This is a genomic window from Streptomyces boncukensis (assembly GCF_011045075.1).
Classification (GTDB): Bacteria; Actinomycetota; Actinomycetes; order Streptomycetales; family Streptomycetaceae; genus Streptomyces; species Streptomyces boncukensis.
Genome location: NZ_JAAKZZ010000007.1, coordinates 18,565 through 42,707, shown reverse-complemented (window position 1 = coordinate 42,707; position 24,143 = coordinate 18,565). Strand labels below are relative to the sequence as shown.

Here is a 24,143-nt window from a genome sequence, read left to right as displayed (position 1 = left end):
CCTCGACCACCGCGCGCTCAACACACCCCAGACCCGCACCGCCTCCGACCACCTGCCCGTGCTGACCACCTACGACGAAGACCGCATCCCCCGGGAGTTCGTGAATTCTGAAGCGGCGGATGAGGGGAACTCGCGGTAGCGCTCACAATCCCCGACCACCCCGACGAGGCGGCCCGGTAACGACCGGCAGACACCGCCCCGCCCACCCCGGCCGGGGAATCGGCAGCGCCTGCTCGAACAAAGAAACCAACCCTCCCAGCGTGCAGGATTCGGGGCCTGGCCGCGAGCGACATTCCTTACGCACCTCCCCGCGCCTCAGCAGTTAGGAGAAGGCCCATGCGAGCGTTCATGAAGCCGTCCCGCCTGTGGGCACATCCCAGCAGCCCGGACACGGAGTGGATACGCCCCCACGTACTGTGGCTCCCCCAGCAGCAGCCGGACGTGATGCGCTACTTCGACCGGCTTCGCACCGCACTCCACGACTACACCGATCTCCTGGCCCTGATCGCCCCGGGCGATCTGCACATGACCATCCAGGCCATCCGGTCACGCACCAGCGACGGGAAGCGGGCAGACGGGGAGCAGCTCGCCGACGCAGCCGATGCGATCCGCGACGAACTGCGGGGCCTAGCTCCCATCCGGGCCGACATCGGGCCCCCGCGCCTGGACCGGTCCGCCGCCGTCGTCGACATCGCGCCCGCCGACGTACTCCACGAGCTGCACTGCCGCGTCCGCGCGGGAACGCTCACAGCCGGCCTGGACATACCACCCGCAGGTGATCCTTTCTGGCCGCATATGACGATCGGCTACGGACTGCGAGACACGGACACCCCGCAGCTGGCCGCGCGCTCGGACGCGTGCGCCTCGCACATCAGCCGGGCTCTACTGCCGGACACCCGTGTCAGCGCCGAGATTTCCACGGTGTGGCTGGTGTGGGAACGCCAGCACGTCACCCCGCCCACCTACACCTTCCAGCACCTCCACGAGATCCCCCTCGGGGAAGCGAACGCATTACCACCCTCAGCCACGGGTGCCGAAGAAGGCATGCCGTTCCACTCCTAGAAGCCCTGACCGCCTGGACACCATCAATGAGATCACCAAGCTAGGCGCATACGCCGTGGACTCCAGCCCCACGGAATACGCCCGCTCTTGCCTTCCGTGTCGTTGGCGTGTGCCATACATCCCGACAGGGGGCACTGAGGCGCCGACAACTCAGCCTTCTCTACCCACAATGCGTCCAACGGAACGAGAGAGGGTAAGGGGACCCATCCCGTTCCGGCTATGCCGCCCATATCGCCATATCCGCCCTGCCCGAGACCGGCGCAGGAGCACAGTTGCCCAGGATGGAGGCTTCCATGCCCGAGATCGACACGACCACGCCGCACTCGGCCCGCTTTTGGAACTTCTGGGTTGGAGGTAAGGATTACTACGAGGTCGATGCCGAGATCGCCGAGCGGATTGCTGAGCGCTGGCCCGGTCTGATCGATGTGGCCCGTACGTCGAGGTACTTCCTGGTGCGGGCCGTGCGCCACCTCGCCGGGGAGGCGGGCATCCGGCAGTTCCTCGACATCGGCACCGGACTGCCCACCGTCGACCCGGTCCACGCGGTCGCCCAGGAGCTGGCCCCGTCCTCCCGCGTCGTCTACGTCGACAACGACCCCCTGGTCCTCGCCCATGCGCAGGCCCGGCTCACCAGCTCCCACGAGGGCCGCACCGCCTACCTGGACGGCGACGTTCACGACCCTCGGGATATTCTTTCCAAAGCGGGTGAAACCATAGATTTCAACCGTCCGGTCGCGGTGATCCTCATGGGCATCCTCGGCCACGTAGCTGACTACCAGGAAGCGCGCGCCATCGTCGATGAGCTGATGGGCGGCGTGCCGAGCGGGAGCTATCTCGTCCTGCGCGACTGCACGAGCACGTCTGACCACATCGTGGCGGCTGCCGACGCGTACAACAGCTCGGGCGCCGTCCCCTATAACCTACGCACCGCGCAGGAAGTCACCGGATTCTTCGAGGGCCTGGAGGTGCTGGAACCAGGCGTAGTGCAGGTGCCGGACTGGCGGCCCGAAGTGGCCGATCCCGCACCAGCTTCTCCGGTTGATGCCCTGGCGGGAGTCGCCAGGAAACCCTGAACCTGCCCGTCGGCAGAGTCAGTCGGGTATGGGATCTGTCCGGCGCCCGCCAGTCACGGTCTTCTGTGCATGTTCTCCCTGCCAGGCTGTCAATCTAGTGTAGGGGCGGCTGCCCCTGTCGCCGCTGACCAGGCCGGTGGCACGGTTCACGATCACAGAGAGTAGACCGGGTGGGAGCTGCGGACCCCGACCGCAGATGCTCTCGCGAACGGACGGGAGGGGTCCCGCTGTGGGGACACACCAGCACCATCACGAGCCGGTGGAGTTTCCGGGCGGCTCGACGAATGCCGACGGGCAGGTTGTCGACGGGCGTCTGCTCGGCGAGCTGATGGGTGCGGCCCTCAACGACTGTGCGGAGTGCGTGGACCAGCTTCTGAGTGAGGTCGCTCGCGACTCGGCCTGCCTGTCCCGGCTCGTGGAGGTATCCCGGCTCACTGCGCTCCGCGTCTACCAGGGTGAACTGCCGCCGTTCATGACGGATGATGACGACAGGTCCGGTCCGGGCTCGATGGAGTTCCGACGTCTGGTCCGGGCAGTGAACGCTGCCGAGCCCCTCGTTGAGGAGTACGGGCGGATGACGCACGCCGAACGGCGAAGGGCCGCGGACACCGCGCTCGACCTTCTTGTCGGGCATTTGACGGTCGCCCACTACGGAGGCATGGACGGCGGGCAGACCCGCCCCCAAGCCTGCGTCGCGGTCGGGCTGGGGATGGTCGACTGGTGGTTCACCACCGCGCCTGTGGCCGCCCGCGAGTTCACCGACAGGTGGAGGAAGCGGGTCTTCGCGCACCGCGATTTGGGCGTGCCGGGCAACAGCACCGACGCCCTGGGAGTGTTCCTCGGCGCGGTGCTTCACCGCCAGGCCGTCCAGGATGACGCCACGGTCGGCACGATCGCGGACCTGGTCTTCACCCGCGCGGTCCCGGTTCTGCGGGAGCCTGAGCAGGCGGGCGGCATCCTGCGTACCTGGGCGGCGCCGCCGGAGGCCGACGACATCGCCGTGCCCGTCAAACGCCTCGCTCGGCACGACGACGACGCCCTCACTGAGCTGTGCCGCTTCGCCCGGCATGTTCTTTCTGCCCACACCGGCGACTGCCCGCACGGCCTGCGCCAGGTCGAGCACGCGTGCACCGTCGCCCACCGGGCATCGGCGATCATCAGCGACGCCCAGACCCCGGCGAGCGCACAGGCCACGAAGGAGGGCCGCCGAGTGGCCCTGCCCCGTATCGGCTACCGAGAGGACGAACCCGTCGAGGGTGCCCCGGACGACTACCCCACCGACCACGCCTGGCAGATCAACGTCGACCGGATCCTCCTGGAGCGATGGGACGCCGACGTGGCCCGCGGGAACGACAACGTCTCGGAAGACTCCACGATCAGCGAGCCCAACTACGATCACGAGGTGGGCCTGGAGGCCCTAGCATGCCCCGCCTGCGGTAGCCAGGAGAGCTTCCTCGTCGAAGGCCGCTGGGGCGACCCGTTGACACTGCACTGCCGCTGCGGCGTCACCGTGATGTCCCCCCTCGACGCGCCCCCCGACGATCTCGGACGTCGCCTGCTCAAGCGGCTCATCCTGTGCGAAGCAGACCCCGCGTACGCGGCACGCCGCCTCATGCCGCCGCTCGCCGAGCACCGGGAGCGCGAGCACCGTAGCCGCGCGTACACCTGGTATTGCGGCCCAGAGGCCGGGGAGGTCGCTCTCGCCGAGGCGATCGACCTGAACGGCGAGGAACTGGTGCAGGCCCTGATGGCGGCCCTGCGTCCGAAACTGCCCGAGCGCCACGGGGGCCGCGCGCTCACGCTGCTTCTCCTGCGGGTGGCGTTCGCACTGTCCATCCCGGCCGTCAGCAAAAGCAAGGACGGACGCCGCCTGGCCGACGAGGCATGCGCCCTCGTGAGCGATCTGAAGGCGGAGTGCGACCGGTGGGCCTCCAGTCGGCAGCCGGTCCCGGACCGGCTCCAGGCATGGCGCGACGAGGGTGGGCCGGACGCGTGGCAGGCAGCCTGGACCCGCACGCTGGAGGTGGCCGGTCCCCGCTTCGCCCGCCACCGGGTGCGCGACGGCATCCTCAGCGACGGCTGCGCGGCACTAACGCTCGCCATCTACATCCTCTCCCGTGAGGCGGGCACCGGTGCCGACCAGGTGAGCGTGGACGATGTCCGTGACCTGCTGCCGGTCGACTCCGCCGAGCCAGCCGGTGAGGCCCCGCCACGGTGGGGCGCGCGGCTTCAGGCGCTCGGACACGACCTCGACGCTGAAGACGATCCCGTCGCAGCACTGTGGCGGCACCTGTGCACCGAGCGCCCGGTCGGCATCATCGACGAGCGCCTCGAACCGGCCCTGGTCGCGGGCCTCGACAGGGTCCTTGACCCGATGCACGGTGTCCGATTCTGACGTCCTCACCCCCGGCAATGATGCAAACCGGCAGCGAGATCGCCCGCTGTGTGGCTGCGATGTGAGGAGTTGGGAGTGCCCGAAGAGGGAGCCAACGCGCGTCCGCACGGACCGTGCGATGGTCCGTCGTGTCTGCGGTCGGTGGCAGCGCCGGGCGTGTGTGCGTACCGTGTGCGGCATGACCACGAGGCCGGACCGGTTGAGCGAGATCGCCCGGTCCCTCAACCGCCGCGAGTGGCTGCCGACCGTTGAGGAAGTCGAGCTTGGCAGCGCCTTCTTCCAGCAAGCCAAGGCTATGGAGGAGCAGCACCCGGACTTTCCGCCGGGGCCGGAGAGGGGGGATCGTCTGCACGTCGAGAACCTCACGGTACTGGCCCGGTTTGTCGAGAATGCCCACGACGAGCTGGTGCCGCAGCGCAGGGACCGGCTTCCCGCATCACCGATGATCGAACTGGTCGAGCTGTATATCAGCGGCGCGCAGCCCCTGCTGCTGCACGCGAAGCGAATGCGGGCGGCCTGGCACAGCGCAACCCTGCCCGAGCCGGCTACACACGAGATCGCCCGTGAAGCGTGGCGGCTGAGCGTCACCCAACAGCAGGCCGAGGCCAACCTGCGCTACTGGAACGCGGTGGGCTGGGAAGAGGAACACGATCCCTACGCCCGATGGGACAACCCGCACCCGGCCTGGGCTCGCCTGGCCACGATCGGCTCGACCATGATGGCCGCTGTGACCGGGGACGTGGACTACTGATCGGGGACCGGCAAAGAGGCGACCGCCCCAACACGTCGGTATAGCCACTGGCCAAGTCCCGATGGCTGCCGTATACCGCGCAACGGCTACTGATCTGCTAAAACCTGCGGCGGTACACGCCCTACCCGCGAGAACATCTTCGAAGTCGCCGTGGATACCCGCGCCCGGTGGCCGGGGCGCACCAGACGCCGGGCAGTCGGTACACCGGCTCCAGCGACGGACGGACACGGTGTCGGCGGCGCCTGGGACTGTGGAAGCGCCCCTTGCCGCGGCAGCCGAGCCGCTGACACGCTACCGGTGAACCAGACACCAAGACGGCAGGGCCGAGACGCTGCCGCGATCCAGATGCGGGGGGGACAGGGCAGCCGCATGCTCATCCAACAGCCCCGGTTCGCCGAGGCGCGCCACCTGACCGAGACGCTGGAGGAAGATCCGCGCCAATGGTCAGCCGCCGCGCTACTGGCCGACCAGGGCATTGCCCAGGACAGCGAGCGGTCCGCCGCACTACTGGCTACGTGGACGCAGATCTGCCTGGCGGCAATCGGTACCTCCTCATTGTTCGCCGAGGCCGATGACCAGCAGGAGCCCTGGGTCCGGCATGGTCGACAGCTCGCCGAAGCCGCTGTGCAGGGTGAGGCGGAGACCGAGGCGAGCGCCAGAGACTGCGCCACCAAGCTGGACGCACCGGGTCGCGCCGCGCTCCTCGCCCACCTGTCCACCCGTACCAGCCGCTCTGTGGAGCTAGCGGGCGGGCTGGAAGAACTACTGGAGCAGGAAGGTGCCCACCGGCACTACGCGGGCAACGGAGACGCGCCGTGGGTGACCACGGCCGCGTGGACGATCTGCGCGCTGACCGAGCTACACGAGGAGGCGGCCAGCGCCCGGCTGGAGCACCTGGTGCAGGAAGCCGGCCACGCTGCGGATGTGTGGCGGACGTGGGCGCAGGTGGCCGCCTCCGTGCTGTCCTCGCGCGCCCTTGAGCATATGGAACCGTTCCCGCACGAGTCCGCTCCGGTAGGGCTGGCCCGCCGCACCGTCGAAGCGGTCCACGGCACCACCAGCCAACAGCGACGCACGCAGAAGGAGTTCGCAGCCCAGTCCCAGGAAAATCAACATGCGCTGCTGTTCGAGCTGGGCATGATGATCGCGGCAATCCGGGCACAGCCCGCCCGCCGGGCCGCACGACAAGCAGAGCGCACGGTCGGCCGGGCTCCTCGGGACGCGGAACAGCAGACGGCGTACGATGTCTTGCAGCAGATGCCGGACGAGGTCGCCGAGCGGATCGGCCGGATGCGGGCCCTGGCACGGCGCGCGATCCTGGCCCTCATCGACGGCGACCGGGAGACCCTCGCCGCCGTCGTGAACCGCATCGCCACCTACGACGACGATCCGGGCCGACGCCCCTACCCGCAGCCCCGGTTCCGGCTCGCCTCCCGCGAAGCGCTCAAGCTGACCAACGCCTACTTCTACCAGGCCGAGACGCACGGCAGCTTCCTGGCCAACACCACCGTCGCCGACGGCGCCCGCGACCTGATCACCCGGTATGCGCCCACGGAACACCAGCAGGCCGCCGGGGAGCTCCTCACCGTCATGAAGGGCGGTGGCCGCCAGAGCGAAGCCGAGTTCTCGCCCACCGCAGGCGACGACGCGGCCGGTCTGCTGGCCTTCGCTGCCGCCAGCGCCTGGCTGGCCGTACACCCGAAGGTCTTCCGCTCCCGGGAGACCGCTCGCCTGACCCTGATCCAGGAGATCCGGGAGAACGAGGCAAAGGCCCTGAAGATCCCCGACCGGGAGATCGTCACCGAGATCAGCGACCAGGACGCGCTCGCCTTCCTGGACCAGCTCTACGACGAGAACTGCCCCCTTCCCCGTGATGCCACGGAGCGAGCGGTCTGGGAGAGGGACATCATCGCCATCACCAAGCAGCACCTGCTGGAAACCCCCGCTTCTGCCACCACGCCGGAACAGCAGGAGAACCTGCGCGCACAGGCGACCTCGATCCTGCGCGCTGCCACGGGCACCCCCCGCCGGACCGCAGCGCCGCCAGACCGCAGCGGCACCGTCCGCAAGCAGCCCAAGCGGCAGCCCAAAAGGAAACGCCGGGGGAGATGATCGGGCCGGAGAACGGTGTGGCCATCCTGGCCGCGTCAGCGGCGCCGACAGCAAATTTGAGAAGCCCGTGACGTGCCGAGGGCTTCATCGGTGTCGCCGTCCCCGACCACTCTGAGTAAAACCCTGCCGACGGCAGAGCAGAGTCCTCGGAACTGGAAGCGGGTCCTACCCTGAGTCAGGGATACTGATGTTCCCGTGACCACCCGTGGCCTGGTTGTGCACATTGTGCCGGGGTGATCACCCTCTGGCATGATGGCGTTGGTGAAGGAGTCTGCCCAGGTGGCGACCGCGACGGAGTATCCGCAGGGATCAGCGAGCAGCACCCCGGACGCGGCGGCCCTTCCGCCGGTCCCGGATCCGGGGCAGGTCGTCAAGGTTCGGGGCTCTACCTGGGCCGTGTCCGACGTCCAGAAGCAGGGCCTTCCCCGTAGCCCGGCCGACGAGGGAGTGCCAGGTCTGACGCATGTGGTCAGCCTGCAGTCGCTTGATGAGGACCGGCTCGGTCAGGAGCTGACGGTGGTCTGGGAGCTGGAGGTCGGGCACACCGTAGCTCCGAACCAAGGGCTTCCGGAGACCGTGCGGGCCGAAGCCTTCGACGATCCGAACACGCTCGCCGCGTTCGTGGACGCGGTCCGCTGGGGTGCGGTCACCTCGGCGGACGCGAACTCCTATCAGGCTCCGTTCCGGAGCGGCGCGAATGTGGAGGCGTATCAACTGGTGCCGCTCAGCCGCGCTCTGCAGTCGTCGCGTACGAACCTGCTGCTCGCGGATGACGTCGGCCTGGGCAAGACCATCGAGGCCGGGCTCGTCGTGCAGGAGCTGCTGCTGCGGCACCGTGCGCGGTCCGTGGTGATCGTGTGCCCGCCGAGCTTGTCGCTGAAGTGGCAGGACGAGATGCGGGAGAAGTTCGGCCTCGATTTCGTCATCGTCAACAGCGAGTTGATGGCGAAGGTGCGGCGGAGCCACGGGCTGAATGCCAATCCGTTCCGGCTCTTCCCTCGCGTGATCGTGAGCATGGCGTGGCTGCCGTCGCTGCGGGCGCAGCGTCTACTGCGTGACGTGCTGGCCGATGTGCGCAGCTCTGGGACGGCCAGGCGGTACGCGTTCGACGCGCTGGTGGTTGATGAGGCCCACCATGTGGCGCCGGCCAGCCCGACGACGGCGCCGGGGCAGCGGGGCTACGCGGTGGACAGCAAGCGGACGACGGCGACGAAGAAGCTCGCGGAAGCGTGCGAGCACCGGCTGTTCTTGAGCGCGACACCCCATAACGGCTACTCGGAGTCGTTCACCGCGCTCCTGGAGATGATCGACGGCCGCCGGTTCACGCGCGGCGCGAGCATCGATGAGGGCGCGCTGAGGGAGGTGATGGTGCGGTGGCTGAAGACCGATCTCCCGGACAAGGGGTTCAAGGCCCGGAAGCTGGGGACCCTCCCGTTCACACCGTCGGAGGAGGAGCAGCAGCAGTTCGAGCGGCTGGAGCGGCTGCTGGCGGAGAGTGCCCGTGCGAACGGCAAGGGATCGGGCGGTGACATCGTCGCGATGCTGCTGAAGAAGCGTTTCCTGTCCAGCCCGTGGTCGTTCGCCCGCACCCTAGAGCTCTACGAGGGCGCGGACGGCGGCGACCGGCAGCTTCGGGTGGACGACGAGGACGAGTACTACACGGAGGTGCTGGGCAGCGGTCAGTCGGACGAGGAGGAGGGTGCTGCCGAGCACCCCGAGTTCACCGCGCTGCGCCACTCCAAGGGCTCGGATCCCCTGGTCACGGCAACCAGCAGCGAGATCGCATCGCTCATCGAGTGGGGACGCCGGTATGAGCACAAGCCGGACTCCCGGCTCGAAGCACTGCTGACCTTCCTCGGCGGCGTCTGCCGACCGGACGGCAACCACTGGACCAACGAGCGGGTCGTGGTGTTCACCGAGTACGCGGCCACCCTCGAATGGATCGAACGCATCCTGCGACAGCGTGGCTACAACGACGTGCTGGAGGTCATTCAGGGCTCCACCCCGACCGAGGAACGCGAGAAGATCCGTGCCCGGTTCACCGAGAGCCCGGACAAGCACCCGGTCCGCGTCCTACTCGCCACCGACTCCGCGGGCGAAGGCATCGACCTCCAGACTCACTGCCACCGCCTAGTCAACTTCGACATCCCCTTCAACCCGTCCCGCCTGGAACAGCGCATCGGCCGGATCGACCGGTACGGGCAGACGAGGACCCCGGAAATCCTCCACTTCGTACCGGTCTCCGGCTCCACGACGTACGAAGCGGACATGAAGTTCATGGGGATCATCGCGACCAAAGTCGGTCAGGCCACCGAGGACCTGGGCAAGGTCAACCAGGTCATCGACGCCGAGGTGCAGGAACACTTCACTCCCACCCGGAAAGCCCGCAAAGCGCGCCCGGCTCCGCCGGACGACGGCAATGAAGTCATCACCCGGGTGCTGGCCGGTGGGATGGAGCTGAACCGCCGACTCACGCAGTTGTCAGAGACGTACGACAAGCGCAAGGCCACCATGCACCTCACGCCTGGCAACGCCCGTCGGGTCGTGGACACCGCGCTCGGCCTGACCGCTCAGCCTCCGCTCGTCGAGATCGGCGACGACCACACCGACGCACAGGTCTTCGAGATCCCGAACCTCAGCCGCTCCTGGCAGCCGACGCTGCGCGGCCTCGACACTCGCCTGGAGCCGGGCGTGCCGCGCCCCATCACCTTCGATGACCAGGCCGCCCAGCACCGCACCGACCTCGTCCACATCCACCTCGGCCACGCCCTCATGCAGCGCGCCACCCGCGCCCTGCGCTCGGCCCTGTTCAGCACGGACTCCCCAGTCCACCGGGTCACCGCCGTCATCGCCCCCGACCTGCCCGAGTCCTGTGTCGCGGCCGTCTCCCGGCTCGTCCTGGTCGGGCGCGGCGGGCTGCGGCTCCACGAGGAGGTCTTCCTCACCGGCGTCCGCCTGCGCGGCCAGGCACTCGCCGAGGCCAAGGTCGAGCAGGTCCTCGACGAGACCCTCGACTCCGAGGACCTGCTCCTCGCGAATGAGGAGATCCGTGCCCTTCTTGCCGAGCAGTGGAACGACGACGGGTCCCGACTGCGCACACGTCTGCTGAACGCGATGGAGCGCAAGAGCGCCAGCCGCCAGGAGAAGGTCACCGAGGCCCTCACACAGCGCCGGGACTCCGACATCAAGCGCGCCCATGAGATCTTCGACGCGTTCCGGCTCAACCTGCGCGAGTCCCGAGATCGCCTGGAGCAGGCCATCCGCGCCGAGGAAGAGCTGCTGTTCACCGACGACCAGCAAAAGCAGCGCCGCCGCGACCTGCACCACATGAACGAGCGCCTCGACAGCCTGGATGACGAGGAAGCGCGCGAGATCGCCTCGATCCAGGAGCGCTACAGCGACATCAGGCCCTACGTATCCGCCGCCGCGGTCGTGTTCGCTCTCACCCCCGAAGACGCGAAGAACGGAATGGTCAAGGCATGAGCCGCAAGTACGCCCCGACCACCGCAGACCTGCACCGCGCCTGGCTCGAACTCGTCGACGCTGACGGCCCGTTCCTCGCCGTCCCCGCCCTGGAGCGCGTCTACCCGCAGGGCATCCCCCAGCCCGACACCCGGGCGCTGGATGCCATCAAGGACGCCAAGCCCGCCTTCGAGAAGGCGTGGGAGAACTGGGACGAGCACCGCGACGACGAGGCCGCCCTCGCTGTGTACCGCGAGGCACGCGACACGTGGGTCGACCTCGTGCTGCGCCAGGGCCTGCGCTGGGGCACCTCCTACACCGTGCCCGCCCCGGCCGCCACCGAGGTCCACTCGCCCGATTACACGGTCACCGTGCGAGCCGACGGCGCCCTCGTCCACGGCGACACCACCGGGGCCCTCGTCCTGGTCACCGAACCCACGGACTCCCTGCGCGACCCGCTCACCGACGGCTGGTCGGCCAGCGCCATCGACCGCATGGAAGAGCTGCTGCGTGCCTCCGGTGTCCCCATCGGCGTTGTCACCGACGGCCGCTGGTGGGCCATCGTCAGCGCCCGCCCGCAGACCATGGTGGCCTCCGGCATCGTCGACGCCCAGACCTGGATCGAAGAGCCCGAGACCCGCAACGCCTTCATCGAGCTCCTCCAGCGCCGCCGCCTGGTCGGCGGCAAACCGCAGGACCGGCTGACCGAGCTGTTCGGCGAGTCCGTCACCGCAGCCGAGAAGATCACCGAAGCGCTTGGCACTCAGGTCCGCCGCGCCGTCGAACTCATCGTCCAGGCCCTGTCCGAAGGCGCCCTGGACGCGCGACGACGCGGCGAGCCCGACCCGCTGCCCGCACAGCGCGCCGAGGTCTACGAGGCTGCCGTCACCGTCATGATGCGCGTCGTGTTCCTCCTCTTCGCCGAAGAACGCGGACTGCTCCCGCAGAGCCGTCTCTTCGCGATGGGTTACGGCATCAGCGACGAGCTCGATCTTCTCGACGCACGGGAGAAGGAGGAGGGCGAACAGGCTGTCGACGCCACATTTCTGACCTGGCACCGTCTCCTCGCCACGTCTCAGGCCCTGTACCAGGGCGCGACCTTCGAGGACCTGCGCCTGCCCGAGTACGGCGGCTCCCTCTTCGACCCGGCCCGCTTCCCCTTCCTCACCGCCTGCGGCTCCCAGGACACCCTGGCCATCTCGGTCAGCGACCGCGTCATGCTCGAAGTCCTGCGCGCCGTCCAGATCGCCCAACTGACCGGTGGCGCCCGCCGGATCTCCTTCCGCGACATCGACGTCGAGCAGATCGGCTACATCTACGAGGGGCTACTCGGCTACTCCTGCGAACCCGTCGACGACATCATCGTCGGCCTCACCGGCAGCGCGGGATCCGAACCCGAGATCCTCCTCGCCACCCTCGAAGAACTCGCGGAGAGCAAGCGCACTGAGGCCGCACTGTCCGAGGCGATCCTGGCCTGGATCAAGCAGAACCAGCCGGCCGCGAAGCCGTCCAGCAAGAATGCCCTCGCCAAGGCGCTGAAGGCGGGCGAGACACTCGACGACACCGAGACTGCCCTGCGTGACGTCACCGACGACCCCGCGCTACGCGACCGGCTGCGTCCGTTCATCGGCATCATTCGCCGTGATCTGCGTGACCGCCCTCTGGTGGTGGAGCCCGGGGGCGTTCTGCTGGTGGAAACTCCCTCACGAGCCACGGCTGGAGCGCACTACACGCCCCGGTCGCTGGCAGAGGAAGTAGTCCGGTACGCGCTGGAGCCTCTTGTCTACCGCGGGCCACACGAGACCACCAACCAGGACGCATGGCGGCTGGTCGACTCCGACCAGATCCTCGAACTGCGTATCGCCGACATCGCCTGCGGCTCGGGGGCCTTCCTTGTGGCTGCGGCACGTTATCTCGCCGACCGGCTCGTCGAAGCGTGGCAGCGCGAAGGCGTGGCGTACGGAAGGACACCGCACGACCTGCACGTCCACGCCATAAGGACTGTAGTTGCGACCTGTCTCTATGGCGCCGACATCAACGGCATGGCCGTAGAGATGTGCAAGCTGTCGCTGTGGCTGGTATCACTCGACCCGAAGCTCCCCTTCTCCTTCGTTGACGACAAGGTGCTGCACGGTAACGCGCTGCTTGGGCTGACTAACAGGCGGCAGCTGCACGAGCTCCACATCGACCCGGATGCGGCTGGTGGGCAGCTCACCATGTTCAATGTAAAGATCGATGAGAGCCTCGCGGAGGCTGCTCGAATTCGCCGTCAGCTCTGCTCAGAAGTCGACAACGACGACCCGCAGCGCTCCGCAAACTCCAAGCGGCGGCTGTGGAACCGCTACCAGCAGGTCACGCAGGAACTTGCCGACATTGCTGACGGGGTGATCGCTGCGGGTCTAGCACTCGGCGGAAAGCCCGATAAGAAGCGACGGGAAGCGTACGAGAATCTGCGCATCGCGGTCGAGAGCGCGTACCCGGTAGGTGAGGACACGTCGGCTGACCGGACTATGCTTGATCGGATCCAGGAGGTCGGCCTTACGCCGATGGTCACGACGGACTACGTGCGGTGGAAGCCGCTGCACTGGATCCTGGCGGTGCCGGATGTGATGGAGCGGGGTGGGTTCGACGCGGTGATCGGGAACCCGCCTTTCCTGGGTGGTCAGAAGCTCACCGGTTCGATGGGAACCAACGTCCGCGACTGGTTCGTCAACACCCTCGCGGGTGGCAGGAAGGGCAGCGCGGACCTTGTGGCGTACTTTTTCCTGCGTGCGTACGGACTGCTATCGCGTCACGGTGGGCTCGGGCTGATCGCCACTAATACAGTTGCCCAGGGGGACACCCGTAACGTCGGCCTCGACCAGCTTGCTGCGAGGGACTTTACGATTTCCCGAGCGATCCAAAGTCGATCATGGCCGGCGGCTAGCGCGAATCTGGAGTATGCGGCGGTGTGGGGCAGCCGGGCCGAGATCGACCCGACGGTGCCGAGGATCGTCGCCGAGGCCGGGGGCTACATCGAGGCTGCGCGGATCTCCACTCTGCTGGAGCCTGGCGGTCGAATCGAAGGTGATCCAGTACGACTGGTAGAAAACGCAGGAGTTGCGTTCATCGGCTGCTATGTACTCGGCATGGGATTTGTCCTGGAGTCCAGTGAGGTTGAGGCATTGATTGGAGCCGACGCAAAGAACGGGGAAGTGTTGTTCCCCTACCTCAACGGTGAGGACCTTAACTCCCGGCCTGATACCTCGTATTCACGATGGGTCATCGATTTCAATGACCGAACGGAGCGGCAGGCACAAGAGTATGCACTACCGTTTCAGAGAGTGCTTGAGCAAGTGAAGCCGACACGAGTGAAGAATAAGGAGAGGCATCGCCGAGAGGAGTGGTGGCAATTTGCTAGGCCAGCTCCCGCGATGCGTGAGGCGATCGCCGACTTGGACGAGATGCTCGCAATCGCCCTTGTAAGCAAGACAGTGATTCCGGTGCGTGTTTCGGCTAATCAAATCTGTAGCCACATGTTGGGGGTGTTCGCCACAGACTCGTACGCGAGCCAGGCCGTGTTGTCTTCGTCAATCCACCAGGCCTGGGCCATTAAGTACGGGTCCACGCTGGAGACTCGCTTCCGATACACACCTTCCGACGTCTTCGACAGCTTTCCTCAGCCGAGGAGCACGGATGAGCTCACCGAGTTTGGCCGAACCCTCGACACGCAACGTCGAGACATCATGCTTCGCCGCGGCTTGGGTCTAACTAAGCTCTACAATCTGGTCAACGACCCCGACATCACCAACGCCGCCGACCCCGACATCGCCCGCCTCCGTGAGATCCACGTGGAACTCGACCGCGCAGTCACGGCCGCCTACGGGTGGGACGACATCCCCCTGGACCACGGCTTCCACACCTACCGCCAAATGCAACGCTGGACGGTGAGCCCCGCCGCACGGGTGGAGATCCTCGACCGCCTCCTCGAAGAGAATCATCGCCGTGCCGCCTCGCAGGGCGTTGTCGGAGCCACCGGCAACAATGAGGCCATCGAGGAAGAGGAGGGCGACGAGTGACCACCCCGCAGCGCAACAGCGCCCAGTCCGCAGTCGGCGCCCCCCAGGCCCCCGCCTACCGTCTCGCCCTCGAACCCGATGATCGTTCCTGGACGGCCCGGGAGAACCTGGTCGACATCTTGGAGCGTGAGCTCCTCGGCCCGGCCAACGGTCCGGAGGAGATCCTTGAAGGTGTCCCGGACTCGGCGTACCTGATCGGTCGGATCGCCCCGGTCCGGCTCACCGCCAGCCAGGACGACCCCGGCGAGGCAGGCTCGGACGACGCTGCCACCGACGTAGGCGATGCCGTGGACGCTGCCGAGAGTCGGGGCGTGCCACTCACCGCTGTGGACGACAGCAGTGCCAGCTCGGATGAGGACGAGGTCGAGGATCAGCCACAGAAGCGTGGGCTGATGATTCCGGCGTCCATGGGGCTGCGGTTCCAGATCCCCGACGATCTGGACGAGTTCACGGTGACTGCCTCGTGGGGCACGTACGAGCCGGTGAAGGAGAAGCGGGGCCAGGGTGCCAAAGAGGGCGGGACCGACGATGCGACGCCCTCCCCGGCGCTCCGTCGTTTCCAGCGGACCCCGCACGCCATCGCGAAGACGATCAAGGTTGCCGATCTGGAGCCGTCCCGTACGACGGAGATCGCGCTCAAGGAGAAGGTCATCCTTCGGGTCGATCGATACGACGATGGCGAGCGTGGCTGCCGTCTGATCGAGGTGGCGCTTTGCAACGACCGGGAGACTCCCCGCAAGATCCCTGTCGAGGCGTGGCTGTACCAGACCAAGCTGTCGGTGTCGGCCGACGGCGCTGAGGCGTTCCTGCCGGTCAATGACGTACTCCTGGACACACGTGAAGAGCGGGACGACGAGTTGCGTCGGCTGCGGCTTCAGTACTGCAACCGTCTGGAGTTCGCTCATGGCCGGACGTGTTCGGTGGATTGGAAGGCAGCCGAGGGGTCGCGCAGGGCGAGCGCGGTCTGGACGACGTGGCTGCCGGTGAGCGAGACGCCGCAGACGGCCGCCGAGGAGATCAGTTCGGCCCTGCTGGACATGCGCAAGCTCCAGGAGGCGTCCGCGGCTGAGCTGCGCGCGGGGCTTGAGCCGATCGTCGCGGGGTACACGGCCTGGCTGGATGGCGAGGAGCAGAGGGCCAACGCTCTTCCGGAGCATCTGCGGTCCGAGGCGCTGGAGGCGGTCGGGGATGCACGCCGGGTGCAAGAGCAGCTCGCGAACGGTCTGAAGTTCCTCCTCCAGGATGAGGAGGCGTTGCGCTGCTTCCGGTTCATGAACCGGGTGATGGCCGATCAGCGTGTGCAGTCGCAGGTCTCGGAGCGGCGGGCAAGCGTGCCTGGGGAGAGCATCGAGGAGGCCACCAAGGCGATCCTCGATGACAAGGGGGCACGGGCGCACTCCTGGCGTACGTTCCAGCTTGCCTTCGTGCTCATGCAGTTGCCGCTGCTGTCCGACCCGGCGGCCGAGAAACGGTCGGGGGATCTGGCCAAGGCGCAACTGCTGTTCTTCCCGACCGGTGGTGGCAAGACGGAGGCGTATCTCGGTCTGGCCGCCTATACCTTCGCCATCCGCCGCCGCCAGGGAGTGGTCGAGGCGTTCGACGGGCCATTGGACGGACGGTCCGGGGTGGCTGTTCTGATGCGGTATACGTTGCGGCTGCTCACGTCCCAGCAGTTTCAGCGCGCCACCGCCCTGGTGTGCGCGGCGGAGCTGGCGCGGCGCGACGATGTGGCGACATGGGGGGAGGAGCCGTTCCGGATCGGCTTGTGGGTCGGTACCGATGTGAGCCCGAAGCGGTACGACGAGGCAGCCCAGCAGCTTGAGAAGGCTCACGGAGGCCGTGGCTATCGGCTCACAGTGCTGCAGGTCCAGCGCTGCCCGTGGTGCGGAACCCGGGTCGAGGCACGGGACGTGGACACAGACCCAGCACTGCGCAGGGTCTACGTGTACTGCGGTGACGAGCTGGCCGAGTGTCCGTTCGCCAACGGCGGTGAGGTCCCTGACGGTCTGCCGGTGCTCACGGTCGACGAGGAGATCTACCGCCTCGCGCCGGCATTCGTCATCGCCACCGTGGACAAGTTCGCCCGCCTGGCACGGGAGGGCGAGGCCGCCTCACTCTTCGGGCATGTCTCGCGGCGCTGTGAGCGGCACGGCTTCGTTCACCCGGACTATCAGCCCTGCGACATCAAGGACGGCAGCAAACACCCTAAGAAGGACGGCCACCCGGCCGCCCCCGTGCATCCGGCAACGCGGCTGAGGCCCCCGGATCTGATCATCCAGGACGAGCTGCACCTGATCACCGGGTCGCTCGGCACGACGGTGGGCCTGTTCGAGGTGGCCATCGACGTGATGACCGACTGGCAGACCAAGGACGGGCGCCCGGTACGCCCGCTGCTGGTCGCCTCCACGGCCACTGCGCGCAACGCGTCCGAGCAGGTTCGGGCGCTCTACGGGCGCGACGTCACCATCTTCCCCCCGCAGGTCCTGGACGCCGGGAACACCTTCTTCTCCAAGGAGATCCCGGTCTCCGAGAAGTCACCGGGCCGCCGCTACATCGGCATCAGCACGACCGGAGTGCGCTTGACCACAGCGGAGATCCGGGTGGCTGAGGTTCTCATGGCTGCAGGGCAACTGCTCCTGGATCGCTCCGGCCAGGTGGCCGATCCGTATTTGAGCCTGGTCGGCTACTTCAGCGCAACCCGTGAACTCGCAGGCATGGCCCGATATATGAGCGACGACATCCAGACCGCGCTCGCCAAGGGCCGTCCCTGGTCGAAGCTCCCCCGCCGTACCGGGACCGACTACGGATCGCTGCACGTCGCCGAGTTGACTTCGCGTGTAGCCAGCGCGGACATCACCGCGACACTGGACCAGATGGCAGCGTCCTTCGATCCAGGCTTCGACTCTACGGCGGGCAAGCGGAACCGGCGTGCGCTACGGGAAGCGAAGAAGCCGGAACCCACCCGTGAGGTCAACCCGTACGACGTCGTCCTCGCCACCTCCATGCTCCAGGTAGGTGTGGACGTGACCCGGCTTGGCCTGATGCTCGTGGTCGGGCAGCCGAAGAACACCGCGGAGTACATCCAGGCGTCGTCGCGTGTCGGCCGGGCCGCAGACCGACCGGGTCTGGTGGTCGCGCTCGGGAATTGGGCGCGCCCCAGGGACCTCGCCCACTTCGAACAGTTCCGCCACTACCACGAGACGTTCTACGCGCAGGTCGAGGCCCTGTCCGTGACCCCGTTCTCGGTGACTTCCCTAGAGCGCGGCCTGGATGGCGTGCTGGTCAGCGCGGCACGGGTGCTGCAGGCTGCCAAGGCCAGCAGCGGACAGGGGCTGTCTCCCGAGGACGGCGCTGGCTACATCGAAGCCGAGCAGCATTTCGCCGGACAACTCATCGACGCCCTCGTACGCCGGATCTTGCGGGCCGGTGATGAGGACGCAGCCGACCGCGCCCGCCTGCGCCTGGGGAACCGGCTCGACCAGTGGGTCAAGCGTCGCAAGCATCTCGCGGAGGATCGTAAGTCACTCGTGTACGAGAAGGTTCTGGACGATAGTCGGCATGACGCACTGATGATGAGCGCGGAGAACGCCAAGGCAGACATCGACACCCGGGACGCGGCGCCGTTCATCGTGGCGAACTCGATGCGCGAAGTACAGCCGGAGATCAATCTCCTGGTGAGCCCGATCAAGGAGCGGCTGGTGTACCGCGCACCCGACCACGCCCCCCAGTGGAAGATGCCGGAGGACAATTCGTGAGTGCCGGGACACGCTTCGTCTACGACGTCGCCCACGCCGTCGACCCACTCGGCGACCTGGAGCAGGAGTCGGAGAAGGCCACCAAGCACAACCGCGCCAAGGTCGGCTCGGCCCGCCCCTCCTCTCTGCTCTACACCTACGGGCCCGGTGCCATCATGGACTTGCCTCAGTTCACGATCATGCCCACGGGCCTAGACGACTGGGACCGCATCTGGCGGCGCCGCGACTCCGCACCCCCACAGATCCACGCCCCGCGGCTGCGCGACGTAGTGCGGATGATGCTGCGTTCCCCCGACGTACAGCTACGCCCATATCCCTGGCAGCCGAAGAAGCACAGCCGGTCTACCGAAGGCAACGACCTCGGCGTCCCCTCCCGAGTCTTCCCCCAGTGGCTGCGATGTACGGGCTGCGACATGCTCGGACTGCTCACCCAGTTCGACTACCGCAATACACACCCCTTCCGCACCGACCTGGCCGTCTTCGAACACACCAAGTGCACGGGGCGCACGGGCGCCGGCACACGCAAGCCGATGCGCCGTACCGCCATCCCCGCCCGCTATCTGCTGGCCTGTCCTGACGGACACCTGGACGAGTTCCCGTACGACCAGTGGGTGCACCGCGGGCAACCGTGCAGCATGGCGGAGCTGCCCGCGCTGAAGATGGTCGACCGGACTGCCGGAAAGGGCGCCTCGGCCGTGATCCAGTGCGCATCCTGCGACATGCGGCGCCCGATGAACGAGGCCCAAGGCGAGGCCGGCAGAGGGAAGCTGCCGCAATGCCGTGGCCGCCACCCTCACCTGGACGCCTTCGAGCCCAAGGGCTGCCGCAACGAGACCCGGCTGATGCTCGTCGGCGCCTCCAACCTTTGGTTCCCAGCCACCCAGTCAATCATCGTGATGCCGGACTCCCCGGAGGAGAAGGCCAGCGATCTGGCCGACCGAGTGCGCACTGCACTGGGTGACAAGCTCGCCAAGTACCGCGACAACCTCGACCTGATCCGAGACCTGCTGGGCATGGACGGCGGTGTCGACGTCGCCGGACTGACTGACCAGGACCTGGAGGAAGTACTCCAAGCGGCTTCCGCAGAGACCGACACCCCAGAGGAACAAGAGGCGAAACTGCGCGACTGGGACCCCGTCGACCTCCTCGTACCCGAATGGCGACACCTGTTGCGTCCCATCCCCGGTAGCCGCGCCGAGGAGCCCAAGAGCGGACTTACCCTCGCCACCCGGGAGCGGGGCAAGGACCTACAGCCAGAGATCACCCGAGTCCTCGCAGTCGAACGTCTCCGCAAGGTGAACGCCCTCGTGGGCTTTACCCGCATCGACGACATGGACCGCGTGGGCGACCTCCCACGCCGCCTGGCTCCACTCACTCGTACGTCACGACCGGCCTGGACCGTGGCCACCGAGGACCGGGGCGAAGGGATCTTCCTCCAGCTCGACGAGCACGCAGTCGCCGCCTGGGAGAAGCGCATCCTGAACACCGACCTGTGGCAGCTTCACCGTGAGGCACACCGCAGGAACTTCGAGCGCCGCTTCTCCGACACAGCAGGCCAGGTCAACCCCGACAGCCGTCTGAAGCCCCCGCGCTACTGGCTCGTCCACACCTTCTCCCACATCCTCATCCGCGAACTCGCCCTGACTTGTGGATACTCGGCCGCCAGCCTCAGCGAACGCCTCTACGCCTGGCCCGCCGCCGACGGACGTGACCCCGCCGCCGGTCTTCTCATCTGCACCACTGCCTCGGACAGCGACGGCACCCTGGGCGGCCTCGTGCAGCTCAGCGAGCCATCGCGCCTTCAACGTGTCGTCGACAGCGCGCTCCGCAAGGCCGCACGCTGTTCCTCCGACCCCATCTGCTCCAGGCGCACTCCACAGGACCCCGAGGACTTCCTGCACGGAGCCGCCTGCCACTGCTGCGTCATGGCCTCGGAGACCTCCTGCGAGCGCGCCAACCGCTTCCTCGACCGCCGGTTCCTCCTCGACCTCCCCGGCAGTGACCTCGGCTTCTTCCAAGCCGATGAGTGACGCGGACGCGCTGAGGCAACTCGGCCAGCTCCTCACCGGAACCGAGGCCAAAGACATAGCGGACCGGCTGGCCGACGGCGACACCCTGACCGCCGCGCTCAAGGTCGTCCCGGCCGGCCACCGGGCAGACGTCCGACAGCTACTGAAGGCGCTTCCCGGAGACGCTGGAGTGTCGGATCACCAGGTACTGGTGCTGCGGGCGATCGAGGGGGCACGCACGTTGCCGACCACGTTGTCGCCGCTGTGGACCATGCCCGGTCACCTCGCCCAGAGCGGTCCGCTCACCACTTCGGTGACCCGTCTCGTGGACAGTGCCCGTCACGCGATCACCTGCTCAACCTTCAACTTCCAGCGCAGCTCGGCGCTCTGGGAATCACTGAAAGAGGCCGCACAGCGCAACGACGTTGCCGTCCGCATCTACATGGATTCCCATGCTGCCGACGGCAGCGGACAACATCGGTCCCCCTCGACAGCAGATGTAGCCGCGCACCTGGCTCCAGCGGAAGTGTGGCGGACCAAGAAATTCGATGGCAGATACGTGCGCAACCACGCCAAATTTCTCGCCGTCGATCACCACCTCCTGCTCGTGACCAGTGCGAACTTCTCCTGGAGCGCTGAGTACGACAACGTGGAATTCGGAGTCCTCATCGACAACCCGAGCCTCACTGAAGCCGTCGAGCGCGAGCTGTGGGAGGCAGAGGGGGCCGTGTACGAGCGCGTATCCCACCGATAGGCGCCCGACAGCGCAGGCGTAATGGCGCAAGTCACTGCACCCGCCGACTGGATGGCGGGGAAGCTTGCCCGATTGAGCAACAATGATCTCGTTCGGCGGCTGGTGTAACAGATCACGACTGATCGACGTTCCGTGCTGTGAAATGGGGTGGCCCTTGCGTGAGCCCCCACCAGCAACACAGCGCGGAGGCATGGGTGACGACTACTACTTCTCTCCTCTCACCGGCAGCGGACGCAACACCCTCCGCGCATCTCAAGGACCTGTCGCACTCCTGGGTTGTTGCCGCTGAGATCCAGGTGGAGCCGCGCATCGCGAGCATCGCCGACTTCCGCGGCTCCTTCAAAGCGGTTGCGGGACAGCGTATCGAGGCACTGGAGGTGTACTGCCGGGACTGCCGCCGCCCCTACGACGAGGTCAAGGGTGAGGACTGCGCTGAGAAGATCGACAACCGGCACCTGATAGGCGGAGACCAGTCGGTGCGGAAGAAGCGGAAGCTGCCGCCGTCGCCCACGGGCACGACGATCGTCCCGGGCGGCACCATCCAGCGGCGCGGCATCAACGCCTACATGGCCGGTGTCTGTCGCCCCCGGTGATCACCGGACAGCCCGCGACGCTAACCGCCTGCGGCGCCCATCGTCCTCTGGTGGCTACCCCGTCTGAGACCCCTTCTCCGCGAGCCCTCGTCCGCGAGGCCGCTGGACTGCTCCTCGTTGCCGCTGGTGCTCTCCTGGCGCTCTTCGCGCTCGGTGCCATGCACCCCCTCGTTGGTGCGGGCGCGGCCCTGGCCGGAACCGTCGCCTTGAACATCTGGGCGCCTCCGAAGACCAAGCTGCCAGCCCTCGTCATCTGGGGGATCAACACGGCCGTGGCCGGGGCTGTCATCGGCTGCGCCTTCCTCTACTATCCGCCCCTGGCCTGGCTGGAGATCGCGGCAGCAGCCGCAGCCGGAGGCGTGTGGCTGGCCAGTGAGGGCGCTTGATGACGCGCGAGTTTCTGCCCAGCCTCCGCCGTCTGCTCGCGCCCGGCCCCGCGACGTCGGTCGTCGAGGAGAAGTCTGCCGGGCCCCTCGGGAACACCTACGCGTCGATGACCTACGCGGGAACCACCACGATGTGGGGCACAGAGGGCCGCGCCCAGGGCTGGGACCTGGATCGCGTCATCGCCGAGGGCTATGAACGGTCCATCTGGACCTTCAAGGCCATCGAGGCGATATCCAAGCACCCTGGGGCGCTCCGCATCGAGATCGGCCGCGGGGGCACCGAACGCGAATTCGCCGAGACATTGGACGACCACCCGCTGCTGAGGGTGCTTAACGCGCAGGCGAACCCTCTGGAGCCTGCCGCAGTGTTCAAGAAGCGGCTGAGCGCTCAGCTTCTACTCAGCAAGAAGGGCGTGTTCGTCGAGCTCACCCGCAGTCGGGCGGGCACCATCACCCGACTCGACCTGTTGCCGCCTAACCGAGTCGAGCCGATTCCTGACCCGCACGGCGACTACGTCTCTCACTTCGAGTTCACCACCTACGACGGCCGCGTGCGGGAACTGGAGCCGAGCCGCGTCGTCTGGCTGCGGGACCCTCACCCCACCGACCCGTTCTGCGGCGTCACCCCGCTGGAGGCCGCGGGGCTCTCGGTCGACCTGGATGTGAAGGCCCGGCTGTACAACATCTCGTTCATCGACAACGATGCCCGGCCCGGCGGGATCGTCGGCATCGACGTTGACGGGCTCGACCAGCGCGAGATTGACCGCATTCAGCAGCGGCTCGCGCCCGGTGCGCAGCATGCCGGCGAAACCGTCGTCGTCGGCAGCGGGCCTGGGGGCCTCAACTACGTCGACACGAGTACGAGGCCGCGTGACATGGCGTACGAGACGACATCGACCGCCGCCCGTGACGAGATCCTGTCCGCGTTCGGCGTGCCCGAGTCGATCGTGGGCAACGCCTCGGAGCGGACGTACGCGAACGCCGACCGCGAGGAGTGGAACTTCTGGCAGCACACCGAACTTCCGCACCTTTCGCTCATCGCGTCTGGCTTCGACTTGGACCTGGACGACGACTGGACTGTGCGATTCAACACCTCCGCTGTCGAGGCCCTGGAGTATCCGCGCCGCCAGCGCCGCGAGGAAGCCCGTGCGGAGTGGAATGCCGGGTTGATCACTGCTGACGAGTATCGCGAGATCGCTGGACGCCGCCCGTTCAACGTGCCGCACACCCGGGCTCTGTGGATCAGCCCTCAGAAGGCGCCCGTTCCTTCGGATGAGCAGGATGCCGCCGCGCTCGGCGTCGCCCAGGATCCCGCCGGTGGGGGTGCTCTTCCCGGTGCCCTGGGCCAACCGTCTTCCTCCCCGCCCGCTGTCGCGTATCCGGACGGCAACAGCACCGCCACATCCGTGGTTGCCGAAGCACGCGGGAACGCCCCTGCCGAAGCCACTGCCGAGGAGGTCACAGCACCTCCTGAAAGCACCGGCCCGAATGTGGGCTCGGCCGCGTCCACCGTCGTTCAGGCCCATGCCGAAATGCCCCTCGTGCTGCCCGGCGATGCAGCCGACGACGTAGCCACAGCGCGCACTACCGCCACCGGCCCTCCATCTGTGGGAGATGCAGCAGCGGACGTGAACGCAGCGCGGGGCTCCGACGACAAGCCCTTCCGGTGACCGAACCCGAGGGGTACGAGGTCACCACCGGCCGGGACCACCGTACGGCCCCTCACCGATCGC

Annotated in this window: 13 protein-coding genes; all 13 read left to right on the top strand. The window is 67.4% G+C overall.

From position 1 onward, the window contains the following. Nucleotides 1-336: 336 nt before the first annotated feature. The gene (locus G5C65_RS01610) at nucleotides 337-1,062 is read left to right on the top strand and encodes a 2'-5' RNA ligase family protein (protein ID WP_165296747.1); all 726 of its coding nucleotides are present in this window, start codon (nucleotides 337-339) and stop codon (nucleotides 1,060-1,062) included. Between the two features lie 293 nt (nucleotides 1,063-1,355). Then, a complete protein-coding gene (locus G5C65_RS01605; protein WP_338146195.1) occupies nucleotides 1,356-2,135 on the top strand; it encodes an SAM-dependent methyltransferase in 780 nt (259 codons plus the stop codon). A 229-nt stretch (nucleotides 2,136-2,364) separates the two neighbouring features. Continuing rightward, nucleotides 2,365-4,530 (top strand): hypothetical protein, encoded by a 2,166-nt coding sequence (locus G5C65_RS01600; RefSeq protein ID WP_165296745.1) that lies wholly within the window; start codon nucleotides 2,365-2,367, stop codon nucleotides 4,528-4,530. A gap of 178 nt (nucleotides 4,531-4,708) precedes the next feature. Beyond that, a complete protein-coding gene (locus G5C65_RS01595) occupies nucleotides 4,709-5,281 on the top strand; it encodes a hypothetical protein (protein ID WP_165296744.1) in 573 nt (190 codons plus the stop codon). Between the two features lie 297 nt (nucleotides 5,282-5,578). Further along, on the top strand, nucleotides 5,579-7,393 hold the full coding sequence (locus G5C65_RS01590) for a hypothetical protein (protein WP_165296743.1): 1,815 nt from the start codon (nucleotides 5,579-5,581) through the stop codon (nucleotides 7,391-7,393). 279 nt (nucleotides 7,394-7,672) lie between these two features. After that, nucleotides 7,673-10,876: a DISARM system SNF2-like helicase DrmD gene (drmD, locus tag G5C65_RS01585; RefSeq protein WP_165296742.1), complete on the top strand. Its 3,204-nt coding sequence runs from the start codon at nucleotides 7,673-7,675 to the stop codon at nucleotides 10,874-10,876. After that, entirely contained in the window at nucleotides 10,873-14,913 is a 4,041-nt protein-coding gene (locus G5C65_RS01580; protein WP_165296741.1) for an Eco57I restriction-modification methylase domain-containing protein, read from the top strand. The genes drmD and G5C65_RS01580 overlap by 4 nt, the downstream gene beginning before the upstream one ends. Further along, on the top strand, nucleotides 14,910-18,668 hold the full coding sequence (drmA, locus tag G5C65_RS01575; protein WP_165296740.1) for a DISARM system helicase DrmA: 3,759 nt from the start codon (nucleotides 14,910-14,912) through the stop codon (nucleotides 18,666-18,668). Before G5C65_RS01580 ends, drmA begins: the two co-directional genes overlap by 4 nt. Then, nucleotides 18,665-20,698, top strand: coding sequence for a DrmB family protein (gene drmB, locus G5C65_RS01570; RefSeq protein WP_165296739.1), 2,034 nt, complete (start codon nucleotides 18,665-18,667; stop codon nucleotides 20,696-20,698). Before drmA ends, drmB begins: the two co-directional genes overlap by 4 nt. Beyond that, nucleotides 20,691-21,431, top strand: coding sequence for a DISARM system phospholipase D-like protein DrmC (drmC, locus tag G5C65_RS01565; protein ID WP_165296738.1), 741 nt, complete (start codon nucleotides 20,691-20,693; stop codon nucleotides 21,429-21,431). Before drmB ends, drmC begins: the two co-directional genes overlap by 8 nt. A 194-nt stretch (nucleotides 21,432-21,625) precedes the next feature. Beyond that, complete coding sequence (locus G5C65_RS01560; RefSeq protein ID WP_338146194.1) at nucleotides 21,626-22,024, top strand: hypothetical protein; 399 nt, start codon at nucleotides 21,626-21,628, stop codon at nucleotides 22,022-22,024. 50 nt (nucleotides 22,025-22,074) lie between these two features. Beyond that, nucleotides 22,075-22,410 (top strand): hypothetical protein, encoded by a 336-nt coding sequence (locus G5C65_RS01555; RefSeq protein ID WP_165296737.1) that lies wholly within the window; start codon nucleotides 22,075-22,077, stop codon nucleotides 22,408-22,410. Beyond that, nucleotides 22,410-24,080 carry a phage portal protein gene (locus G5C65_RS01550; protein ID WP_165296736.1) on the top strand — a complete coding sequence of 557 codons (1,671 nt, stop codon included), beginning with the start codon at nucleotides 22,410-22,412 and terminating at the stop codon, nucleotides 24,078-24,080. The genes G5C65_RS01555 and G5C65_RS01550 overlap by 1 nt, the downstream gene beginning before the upstream one ends. Nucleotides 24,081-24,143: the final 63 nt, after the last annotated feature.